The sequence below is a fragment of the Cellulomonas sp. GbtcB1 genome (assembly GCF_019091725.1).
GTDB lineage: Bacteria > Actinomycetota > Actinomycetes > Actinomycetales > Cellulomonadaceae > Cellulomonas.
The window spans coordinates 19,662-30,728 of the sequence record NZ_JAGXJG010000053.1 but is presented as its reverse complement, the minus strand read 5'-3'; the positions used below and the strand labels follow the sequence as shown (position 1 = coordinate 30,728).

Below are 11,067 nucleotides of genomic sequence, written 5' to 3'. Positions count from 1 at the left end.
TCGCCGCCCCGGCACCGGTCGCCGCCCCGGCCCCCGCTCCGGCCGCGGCCCCCGCCCCCGCCCCGGCCGCCGCCGCGCCCGCGGCACCGACCGAGGAGCTCGGCTCGCTCCGCGGCGGCGCCGCCGACGCGTCGATCCGCGTGGACGTCGACCTGCTCGACGCCCTCATGCGCCAGGTCGGCGAGCTGGTCCTGGCCCGCAACCAGATCAGCCGCCTCGCCACGGGCACCGACGACGTCGACCTGGCCCGCTCCGCGCAGCGCCTCAACCTCATCGCCGGCGAGCTGCAGGAGGGGGTCATGAAGACCCGCATGCAGCCCATCGAGCACCTGTGGTCGAAGATGCCGCGCATGGTCCGCGACGTCGCGGCCGCGTGCCACCGCGAGGTGCAGCTGGAGCTGTCCGGCGGTGACACCGAGCTCGACCGCAGCCTGCTGGAGGCCGTGAAGGACCCGCTGACGCACCTGGTGCGCAACGCGGTCGACCACGGCATCGAGGCCTCGGCGGACCGCGTCGCTGCGGGCAAGGCGCCGAAGGGCGTCCTGGGCCTGCGCGCCTACCACGCGTCCGGCCAGGTGGTCGTGGAGGTCGCCGACGACGGCCGGGGCATCGACCCGGAGAAGATCGGCGCCAAGGCGGTCCAGAAGGGCCTGCGCACGGCCGACCAGGTCGCGTCGATGGGCCAGGCCGACCTGCTGCAGCTGCTGTTCCTGCCGGGCTTCTCGACAGCCGAGGTCGTGTCCAACGTCTCCGGCCGCGGCGTCGGCATGGACGTCGTCCGCACGAAGATCGAGTCGATCGGCGGCGCGGTCGAGGTCGACTCGGTCGTGGGCCGCGGGACGACGTGGCGGCTGCGCATCCCGCTGACGCTGGCGATCATGCCGGCGCTGACGGTGGAGTGCAGCGGCGACCTGTACGCGATCCCGCAGGTGAACCTGCTGGAGCTGGTGGCGCTCGACTCGCAGCGCTCGGAGTCCGGCATCGAGCACATCCACGAGGCGGCCGTGTACCGGCTGCGCGGGGAGCTGCTGCCGCTGGTGTCGCTCTCGGAGGTCCTCGAGGTCGGCGGCGAGCGGCCCGAGAACGCGGTCATCGCCGTCGTCCAGTCGGACCAGCAGCGGTTCGGCCTCCTGGTCGACCGGGTGCTGAACACCGAGGAGATCGTGGTCAAGCCGCTGTCCGCCCGCCTCAAGGCGATCGGCGCGTACTCCGGCGCGACCGTCCTGGGCGACGGCCACGTCGCGCTGATCCTGGACGTGCAGGCCATCGCCCGCCGCGCCCTGGCCGGCGAGCTCGACGTCGCCGCCCGGGACGCGCACGACAACGCCGCGGCGAACGCGATCCGCGACACCCAGCAGGTGCTGGTCGTCGGGATCGGCGGCGGCCGCCAGGTCGCCATGCCGCTCGCGTCGGTCGCCCGCCTGGAGCACGTGCAGGCCGACCAGGTCGAGTACGTCGGCGGCCGGGAGGTCGTGCAGTACCGCGGGACGATCCTGCCGCTGGCCCGCCTCGACCGGATCCTCGGCGCCTACGGGTCCGAGGAGTCGTCCGAGCTGCTGCTGGTCGTGTACAGCCGCGCGGGCCGCAGCGTCGGCCTCGTGGTCCGGGAGATCGTGGACATCGTCGACGACGACTCGGCCCGGCACTCCGACATCGAGGACGCCGGCCTGGTCGGCTCGACGGTGCTCGGCGACAAGGTCACGGAGCTGCTGGACGTGCGCCGCGCGATCCTCGCCGCGGACGCGGCGTTCTACGACGAGCGGCCCGAGCACCGCTCCACGTACGACGACCTCCCGACGCAGGTCGGCGGGTCCGAGCTGGTGGGAGCCACCCGATGAGCCAGTACGTCACGTTCAGCCTCGGCGGGAGCCTGTACGGGGTCGACGTCACCCGGGTCCAGGAGGCGCTGCGCTCGCACGTCCGCACCCGCGTGCCGCTGTCCCCGCCGGCCGTCGCCGGCCTGGTGAACCTCCGCGGCCAGGTCGTCCTCACGGTCGACCTGCGCCCCCGCCTCGGCCTGGAGCCGCTCGGCGAGGACGCGGAGCCGATGATGGTCGTCGTGCAGGTGGCGGGGGAGCCCGTGAGCCTGCTGGTCGACGAGATCGGCGACGTCATGGAGGTCGGCCCCGAGACGTTCGAGGCCCCGCCGGAGACCCTCGACGCCGCGCTGCGCCCGCTGATCCTCGGGGCGCACAAGCTCGACGGCCGGCTGCTGCTGGTCCTGGACGTCGACCAGGCCACCGCGGCCTGACCGACGACGCACGGCCCTGTCGCGGCACGCAGCACGCGTGCCCGGCAGGGCCGTCGTGCTGCCCGGCCGCCCCGCCTACGGTCTCCCGCCGAGCCCACTGCGGTCGCCGTGGGCGCGGCCGAGAACCGTAGGCCGGGCGGCGCCCGTCCGCGGCCCCGGCGGGCGCGGCTTCACCCGGGACGATGGTCATGCAGGTCAGGGCGCTGCCGATGGGGTGGTCGACCCGGCGACGCGCCCGGCCCGTGCGCAGCCGCGCGGCTCGACGTCGCCCCGCACGCAGTGGAGCGTCCATGTCCCGAACCGCCACCGCCCCGTCCCGCGCCCGCGGGATGCGGCTGTCCATCGCCGGCAAGGTGCTCGGCCTGCTCGCCGCCGCCGGCCTCGTGGCCGTGCTCGTCGTCGTCGCGGCGGCGACCAGCCTCGTGCAGCTGCGCGACGAGGTCGCGAAGGAGGGCGCGTACGTCGCCCAGCTCGGCCAGGTCAGCGACCTGCAGCGGGCGCTGCAGGCGGGCCGCGCGCGGATGGTCGAGTACCCGGCGGCGGCGCCGGACGTCCGTGCCGACCTGCGCGACCAGCTCGCCGAGTACGTGACGAAGATCCAGGACCAGCAGGCCGCGTACGACGACCTCGCGGTCAACGACCAGGCGTGGTCCGACTTCGACTCGGGCTGGAACGAGATGGTCCGCCTGGCGCAGGACGAGCTGTTCCCGATGGCCGACGAGGGCGACGTGACCGGCGCGGCGGCGTTCTACCGCGCCGAGATCCTGCCGCAGACCACCGTCGCGGCCGACGCCATCGCGCTGGAGAACCAGTCGGTGGCCGAGGTCGCGGACGCGAGCACCGACGAGGCGTCCGCCCTGGTGACCCGCACCCTCGTCACCGTCGTCGTGCTGCTGGTCGTGGGCCTGGCGCTCGTGCTGGCGATCGGGTTCGTCGTGTCGCGGCGGCTCGCGCAGGGCGCCGGCCAGGTGCGGCACGCGCTCGAGGCGATGGCCGAGGGCGACCTCACCGTCCGCGCAGACGTGCGCACGGCCGACGAGCTGGGCGACATGGCCCGCTCGCTCGCCACCGCCCAGGGGAGCCTGCGCGGCGTGGTGTCCGGCGTCGTCGAGACGGCGCAGACCGTCGCCGCGGCGGCAGAGGAGCTGTCGGCGGCGTCGACCCAGGTGGTCGCCGGCTCGGACGAGACGAGCGCGCAGGCCGGCGTCGTCGCGGCGGCCGCGGAGCAGGTGTCGCGCAACGTGCAGACGGTGGCGGCCGGCGCGGAGCAGATGGGCGCCTCGATCCGGGAGATCGCGCAGAACGCCTCGCAGGCGGCCAAGGTCGCCGGGCAGGCCACCGACGCCGCGGCGGTCACCAACGACCAGGTCGCGCGCCTGGGCACGTCGTCCCAGGAGATCGGGAACGTCGTCAAGGTCATCACGAGCATCGCGGAGCAGACGAACCTGCTCGCGCTGAACGCGACGATCGAGGCCGCCCGGGCCGGCGAGGCGGGCAAGGGGTTCGCGGTCGTGGCCGGGGAGGTCAAGGAGCTCGCGCAGGAGACCGCCAAGGCCACCGAGGACATCGCGCGCCGGGTCGAGGCCATCCAGGCCGACACCAGCGGCGCGGTCGGGGCGATCGGCGAGATCTCGCACATCATCGCGAGCATCAACGACTATCAGCTGACCATCGCGTCGGCGGTCGAGGAGCAGACGGCGACCACGACCGAGATGTCCCGCTCGGTCGCCGAGGCGGCCACCGGGTCCGGCGAGATCGCCACCAACATCACGGGCGTCGCGTCGGCCGCGACGCAGTCGTCGCAGACCCTCAACCAGATGGGCGACTCGATCGGCGAGCTGGCCCGGCTGTCCGAGGACCTGCGCGGACGCGTGGCCCGCTTCACCTACTGAGCGCGTCCCGCGGCGCGCCCGCAGCGCGCCCGCACCGACCGGCCGCGGCACCCCCGACGAGGGGGAGCCGCGGCCGGTGGTGGTTCAGGCGGGCTTCACCCCGGGTTCACCCCGGACCGGTGCTCACGCGCGACCCCCGCCGGACGATCGGAGGCGCAGCAGGGGACAACGCCCAGTTCTGAGGAGCCACCATGAGCGTCACCACGACGTCGAGGAAGCCGTCGACGGCCGCCCTCGACCGCGTGCCCACGCCGCGCGGCCCGGGCGGGTCCGTGCCCGCACGCACCGCCGGCGCACCCAGCGCCCCCGCCCGCCGGGGCCGCGCCGCCGCCCTGTTCGTCGACCGCGGGGTCCGGACCAAGATCCTCGTGCTGCTCGCCGTGGTGGTCGCCGTGGTCGCCGGGACGGGCGCGTTCGCGTCGGTGCGGATGCAGTCCCTCGCCGCGAGCACCGCGCTGGTGCAGAGCGTGTCCTCCGACGTGATCGCCCCGCTGGCGGTCGTGCACCAGGAGGAGATCAAGGCCCGGATGCTCATCGCGCAGACCGCGGCGAGCGTCACCGAGACCGACGCCGAGCAGCAGGACGCCCTCGACTCGATCGCGGCCACCGACGCCGACCTGCAGGCCGCCGCCGACGCGTTCGAGGCCGGCCTGGGCGGCGTCGAGATCCCCGGCTGGGCCGACTTCCAGACCGCCTGGGCGCAGTGGCAGCAGATCCGCGACGAGCAGCTGGTCCCGGCGGCGTTCGCCGGCGACGCCGAGACCTTCGAGCAGGTGACGAAGGGCGACGCGCAGACCGCCATCGACGCGATGATCGCCGGCCTCGAGGCCGCCGAGCAGAACGCCGACGAGTTCCTGCGCACCACCGCCGACGCCGCGTCCGACGCGGCCACCTCCGGCGCCCGGGTGCTGCTGTTCGTGCTGTCGGCCGGCGTGCTGCTGGTCGGCGCGGTCGGCCTGGTGATCGCCCAGGTGATCCGGCGCCAGGTGACCGAGGTGCAGCGCGCGGTCGAGGCGATGGCCGACGGCGACCTGACGGTCGTCCCCGCCGTCGACTCCGCGGACGAGCTCGGCCAGATGGCCCGTGCCGTGACCCGCGCCCAGGAGAACCTCCGCGCCACGGTGTCGGGCGTGGTCGAGACGGCCCAGACGGTCGCCGCCGCGGCCGAGGAGCTGTCCGCCGCGTCCCACCAGGTGGTCGCCGGCTCGGACGAGACCTCCGCGCAGGCGGGCGTCGTCGCCGCGGCGGCCGAGCAGGTGTCCCGCAACGTGCAGACCGTCGCCGCGGGCGCCGAGCAGATGGGCGCCTCGATCCGCGAGATCGCGCAGAACTCCACCCAGGCCGCGCGGATCGCCGGCCAGGCCACCGACGTCGCGCGGACGACGAACGACCAGGTCGCGCGCCTCGGGGTGTCCAGCCAGGAGATCGGCAACGTCGTCAAGGTCATCACGACCATCGCGGAGCAGACGAACCTGCTGGCGCTGAACGCCACGATCGAGGCGGCGCGCGCCGGGGAGGCCGGCAAGGGCTTCGCGGTCGTGGCCGGCGAGGTCAAGGAGCTGGCGCAGGAGACCGCCAAGGCCACGGAGGACATCGCCCGCCGGGTCGAGGCGATCCAGGGCGACACCACGGGCGCCGTCGCCGCGATCAGCGAGATCTCGCAGATCATCGCGTCGATCAACGACTACCAGCTCACGATCGCCAGCGCGGTCGAGGAGCAGACGGCGACCACCAACGAGATGTCCCGCTCCGTCGCCGAGGCGGCCACCGGCTCGGGGGAGATCGCCACCAACATCACCGGGGTCGCCGCCGCGGCCGCGGAGTCCTCGCAGACGCTGAACCAGATGGGCGGCTCGATCGGCGAGCTCGCCCGGATGTCCGAGGACCTGCGCGCCCGGGTGGCGGGCTTCCGCTACTGAGCCGGGCCCCGGGCCTCGCGCCGGGCCCCGACTCGGGCCCCGCGCCGAGCGAGTAGCCGACGCGTCGAGCGAGCAGCCACCGGCTGCTCGCTCGACGTGTCGGTTGCGCCCTCGGTACGGATGGCGGGCCGGCGGGCGGCCGGGGGCGGAGCGCCGCCGGTCGGTGGTGAACCGATTCCACCCGCTCGCTGAGCGGCAGAACCGCTCGCGCGCCCGCCGTCCCGGCCGATGGAGAGGACGAAGGTCCCCCTCTCGACGAAGGAACGACAGATGAGCGTGCAGCACGACGGCTCCCCGCGCCGGCTCTGGGCCGACCGCCCGGTGCTGGTCAAGATCCTCACCGCGGTGCTCGTGATGGTCGCGATGACCGCGGTCGTGACCGCCGTGGCGATCGGCTCGCTGCGCACGCTGCGCGCCGACGCCGCCGAGATGTACTCGGGCAACGTCACGCCGCTGCAGCAGCTCACCGAGATCCAGCGGTCGTACCAGGGCGACCGGGCCCGCGTGATCCAGTACGGCATCGCCGACGAGGAGACCCGCGCGACCCTGACCGACGAGCTCACCGAGCGGCAGGCTGACCTGGACGCCCAGATCGAGGCCTACCGCGAGAACGCCGTCAGCCAGGACGACGTCGACACGATGGTCGCGGCGCTCGACGCGTACTACGCCGCCGCCGAGGGCACGCTGTTCCCGATGGCCGACGCCGGCGACACCGAGGGCTTCGGCACCTACTTCAACGAGACCATCCGCCCGCTGACCACCGGCGTCATGGACGCGATGCAGGTCGAGACCGCCTCGCAGGGGGAGCAGGCGGCGGCCCTGGCCGAGCAGACGGACGCCCTGGGCGCCCGCTCGGTGTGGGTCACGATCCTGGTCGCGCTCGTCGGCGCGGTCGCCGCGACCGCCCTGGCCTGGGTGGTCGCCCGCGGCATCGTCCGCCGGATCGGTGGCGTCTCGCACGCCCTGGCGGCGGCCGGCGACGGCGACCTGACCGTGCCGTCGGGCGTCACCGGGCGCGACGAGATCGGCACCCTCGCGGTCGACCTCGAGCGCACCCAGACCAGCCTCCGCGGCCTGGTGTCGGGCGTCGTCGAGACCGCCCAGACGGTCGCCGCGGCCGCCGAAAAGCTGTCCGTGGCCTCGCACCAGGTCGTCGCCGGCTCCGACGAGACCTCGGCCCAGGCCGGTGTCGTCGCGGCCGCCGCCGAGCAGGTGTCCCGCAACGTGCAGACCGTCGCCGCCGGCGCCGAGGAGATGGGCGCCTCCATCCGCGAGATCGCCCAGAACGCGTCGCAGGCGGCCAAGGTCGCCGGCCAGGCCACCGACGTCGCGGCCGCCACGAACGACCAGGTCACCCGGCTCGGCGAGTCCAGCCAGGAGATCGGCAACGTCGTCAAGGCCATCACCAGCATCGCCGAGCAGACCAACCTGCTGGCGCTGAACGCCACCATCGAGGCGGCGCGCGCGGGCGAGGCGGGCAAGGGCTTCGCCGTCGTCGCCGGCGAGGTCAAGGAGCTGGCCCAGGAGACCGCCAAGGCGACCGAGGACATCGTCCGCCGCGTCGAGGCGATCCAGGCCGACACCGGGGCCGCGGTGACCGCGATCGGCGAGATCAGCCACATCATCGCGTCGATCAACGACTACCAGCTGACCATCGCGTCGGCCGTGGAGGAGCAGACCGCCACCACGACCGAGATGTCCCGCTCGGTGGCCGAGGCCGCGACCGGTTCGGGCGAGATCGCCACCAACATCACCGGCGTCGCGTCCGCGACCGCGACGTCCTCGCAGACGCTCGGGCAGATGGGCGACTCGATCGGCGAGCTCGCGCGCATGTCGGAGGACCTGCGCGGCCGGGTGGCCCGCTTCACGTACTGACGCCTCCGGCCCGGCGGGTCCCTCGGGCCCGCCCGGCCCGGCTCGGCCCGCGCCGAGTGCACATCCGACACGTCGAGTGCCTATCCACCGGGTAGGCACTCGACGTGTCTCCTACCCACTCGCGGAAGAGGACCGGCGCCGCCCGGCCCCGCCGCCGCGCGTTCACCCGGCGTTTCCCCCGGCGCGAGCGCTCACATCCGCGTGATCCCGGTCGATCCAGGGGACACGGCGGCGCCAGGGGGCGCCCACGCCGGATCGGACGAGGGAGTCGAGATGAGGCACGGGAAGCGTCGCCGTGCGGGGAATGCGCTCGCCGCGTCCCTCGCCCTGGCGGCGGTGGTGACGGTCGCGGGCTGCGGGTCCGTGGGCGCCGGGGGGAGCGCGGACGCGCGCCCGCTGGTCGGCGTGGCGATGCCCACGACGACGTCGGAGCGGTGGATCGCGGACGGCGAGAACGTCCAGGACCAGCTGCAGGCGCTCGGCTACGACGTCGACCTGGAGTACGCCGAGAACGACGTGCCCACCCAGGTGCAGCAGCTCGAGGACATGATCGCGGCCGGCGCGGACGCGCTGGTGATCGGCTCCATCGACGGCGTCGCGCTCAAGGACGTCCTGGCGGAGGCGGCCGCGGCGGACATCCCGGTGATCGCCTACGACCGGCTGATCCGCGAGTCCCCCGACGTCGCGTACTACGCCACGTTCGACAACGCCCGGGTCGGCGTCCTGCAGGCGACGCAGCTGCTCCAGGGCCTCGGCGTCCTGGACGCGGGCGGCGAGCCCACCGGCGCGACCGGCCCCTACAACGTGGAGCTGTTCGCCGGCTCGACCGACGACAACAACGCGTCGGTGTTCTACAGCGGCGCGATGCAGGTGCTGCAGCCGTACCTCGACTCCGGGGTGCTGGTCGTCCCGTCCGGCGAGACCGACTTCCAGACGATCGCCACCGCCGCGTGGGACCCGAAGAACGCCACCGCCCGGATGCAGACCCTGCTCCCGCGGTACGCGGACCAGCGGCTCGACGGCGTGCTGTCGCCGTACGACGGCATCTCGATCGCGATCCTCGACGCGGTCAAGGGCATCGGCTACGGCTCGGCCGACCAGCCGCTGCCGGTCGTGACCGGTCAGGACGCCGAGCTGGCCTCCGCCAAGTCGATCGCGGCGGGCGAGCAGTACGGCACGGTCTACAAGGACACCCGCCAGCTCGCGGAGGTCGCCGTCTCGATGGTGCGGGCGCTGCTGGACGGCGCCGAGCCCGAGACCAACGACAACGCCTCGTACGACAACGGCGTGAAGGTCGTCCCGTCGTACCTGCTGTCGCCGCAGGTGGTCACGTCGCAGAACTACCGCCAGGTCCTCGTGGACGGCGGCTACTACTCGCCGGAGGAGCTGGGCTGATGCGCACCACCGACCACACCCCGGACGCCCCGGCCGCCACCCGGCGCAGCCGCGCGTCCTGGTTCTGGGACCGCCCGATCGCGCTCAAGATCTCCGTCTCGCTGCTCGTCCTGGGCGGCACGTTCGCCCTCGTCGGCGGCGTCGGCGCCGTGGCGCTGTACCGCGCTGGCCAGCACCTGGAGGAGATGTCCGGCCTGACCGGCGACCTGCAGTCGGCGATGTCCGAGCTGCGCACCGCCCAGGCCCGCAGCCACCTGCTGGTCCACCGCGCCGCCGAGGCGACCGACGACTCGGTCAAGGCGCAGCTGCTCGAGTCGTCCGCGTGGAACGACCGCGACGTCGCCGCGCAGATCGACGCCATCGACGCCTACCCGCAGTCCGACACCCGGCAGTGGGCCGACTTCGTGACCCGCTGGGACGCGTGGACCGCCTACCGCGACGGCACGCTGCTGCCGTTCGTGCAGGCGGGCGACCTGCCCGGCCTGCGCACCGCGCTCGCGGCCGACGCCTCGGCGGACCCCGACTGGGCGGGCCGCGCGCTGGCGCTGGCGCAGGGCCAGGTCGACGCGCAGGTGGACCAGATCCTCGCCGACAGCCGCGCGGAGGTGGACCGCACGATCGTCGCGCTCGTCGCCGCGTTCGTGGTCGGCGCCGCCCTGTCCGGGCTGCTGGCGGTGCTGGTCATCCGCCGGATCACCCGGGCGGTGCGCAGCGTGCAGGGCTCGCTCGAGGCGATGGCCGAGGGCGACCTGACCGTGACCACGGCCGTGCCGTGGCGGGACGAGACCGGCCGGATGGCCGAGGCGCTCGACCAGGCGCAGGAGTCGCTGCGCACGACGCTCGCGGGCGTGGTGGAGGCCGCCGGCTCGGTGGAGACCACCGCCGCCAGCCTCACCGCGTCGAACGGCGACGTGGTCGCGGGCTCCCAGGAGACCTCGGCCCAGGCGGGCGTCGTGGCGGCTGCGGCCGAGCAGGTGTCCCGCAACGTGCAGGCGGTCGCCGCCGGCGCGGAGCAGATGGGCGCCAGCATCCGGGAGATCGCGCAGAACGCCTCGCACGCCGCCAAGGTGGCCAGCCAGGCGACCGACGTCGCCGCCGCGACCAACGACCAGGTCGCCCGCCTGGGCGTGTCCAGCCAGGAGATCGGCAACGTCGTCAAGGTCATCACCAGCATCGCCGAGCAGACGAACCTGCTGGCGCTGAACGCGACGATCGAGGCGGCCCGGGCGGGGGAGGCCGGCAAGGGCTTCGCCGTCGTCGCCGGCGAGGTCAAGGAGCTCGCCCAGGAGACCGCCAAGGCCACGGAGGACATCGCCCGCCGGGTCGAGGCCATCCAGAACGACACCACGGCGGCCGTCACGGCCATCGGGGAGATCGCCCAGATCATCGCGTCGATCAACGACTACCAGCTGACGATCGCCAGCGCCGTGGAGGAGCAGACGGCCACCACGACCGAGATGTCGCGGTCCGTCCAGGAGGCCGCCACGGGGTCGGGTGAGATCGCCAGCAACATCACCGGCGTCGCGGGCGCCGCGGCGCGCTCCGCGGACGTCCTGGGTGGGGTGTCCACGCAGGTCAGGGACCTCGCGTCGCTGTCCGCCGACCTGCACGAGCGGGTCGCGCGTTTCACCTACTGACGGCACCCACCGGGCCGCCCCGGCGGCTCAGGAACCGGCCGCACCGACCGATCAGAACCACGAACCCGGCCGGTGCGGCCGGTCCGCATGTGAGGGGA

General features: G+C 74.2%; 7 protein-coding genes. All 7 read left to right on the top strand.

The features are described from left to right. The coding region (locus KVT14_RS16380) for a chemotaxis protein CheA (protein WP_217616636.1) at positions 1-1,838 on the top strand (1,838 nt) is incomplete at its 5' end. Continuing rightward, on the top strand, positions 1,835-2,251 hold the full coding sequence (locus KVT14_RS16375) for a chemotaxis protein CheW (protein ID WP_147795556.1): 417 nt from the start codon (positions 1,835-1,837) through the stop codon (positions 2,249-2,251). The genes KVT14_RS16380 and KVT14_RS16375, both read left to right, overlap by 4 nt. A gap of 290 nt (positions 2,252-2,541) precedes the next feature. After that, positions 2,542-4,143: a methyl-accepting chemotaxis protein gene (locus KVT14_RS16370; RefSeq protein ID WP_217616635.1), complete on the top strand. Its 1,602-nt coding sequence runs from the start codon at positions 2,542-2,544 to the stop codon at positions 4,141-4,143. A gap of 191 nt (positions 4,144-4,334) precedes the next feature. Continuing rightward, positions 4,335-6,062 (top strand): methyl-accepting chemotaxis protein, encoded by a 1,728-nt coding sequence (locus KVT14_RS16365; protein WP_217616634.1) that lies wholly within the window; start codon positions 4,335-4,337, stop codon positions 6,060-6,062. Positions 6,063-6,332: 270 nt separating this feature from the next. Then, a complete protein-coding gene (locus KVT14_RS16360) occupies positions 6,333-7,937 on the top strand; it encodes a methyl-accepting chemotaxis protein (RefSeq protein ID WP_217616633.1) in 1,605 nt (534 codons plus the stop codon). 273 nt (positions 7,938-8,210) lie between these two features. Continuing rightward, positions 8,211-9,332, top strand: a complete 1,122-nt coding sequence (chvE, locus tag KVT14_RS16355; protein ID WP_217616632.1) for a multiple monosaccharide ABC transporter substrate-binding protein — start codon at positions 8,211-8,213, stop codon at positions 9,330-9,332. Next, positions 9,332-10,969 (top strand): methyl-accepting chemotaxis protein, encoded by a 1,638-nt coding sequence (locus tag KVT14_RS16350; protein WP_217616631.1) that lies wholly within the window; start codon positions 9,332-9,334, stop codon positions 10,967-10,969. Before chvE ends, KVT14_RS16350 begins: the two co-directional genes overlap by 1 nt. The last annotated feature ends 98 nt before the right edge of the window (positions 10,970-11,067 follow it).

Bases quoted from the DNA above. Each gene is read 5' to 3' on its own strand.
- KVT14_RS16375 (WP_147795556.1), top strand. From the start codon at position 1,835: ATGAGCCAGTACGTCACGTTCAGCCTCGGCGGGAGCCTGTACGGGGTC.
- KVT14_RS16370 (WP_217616635.1), top strand. From the start codon at position 2,542: ATGTCCCGAACCGCCACCGCCCCGTCCCGCGCCCGCGGGATGCGGCTG.
- KVT14_RS16365 (WP_217616634.1), top strand. From the start codon at position 4,335: ATGAGCGTCACCACGACGTCGAGGAAGCCGTCGACGGCCGCCCTCGAC.
- KVT14_RS16360 (WP_217616633.1), top strand. From the start codon at position 6,333: ATGAGCGTGCAGCACGACGGCTCCCCGCGCCGGCTCTGGGCCGACCGC.
- chvE (WP_217616632.1), top strand. From the start codon at position 8,211: ATGAGGCACGGGAAGCGTCGCCGTGCGGGGAATGCGCTCGCCGCGTCC.
- KVT14_RS16350 (WP_217616631.1), top strand. From the start codon at position 9,332: ATGCGCACCACCGACCACACCCCGGACGCCCCGGCCGCCACCCGGCGC.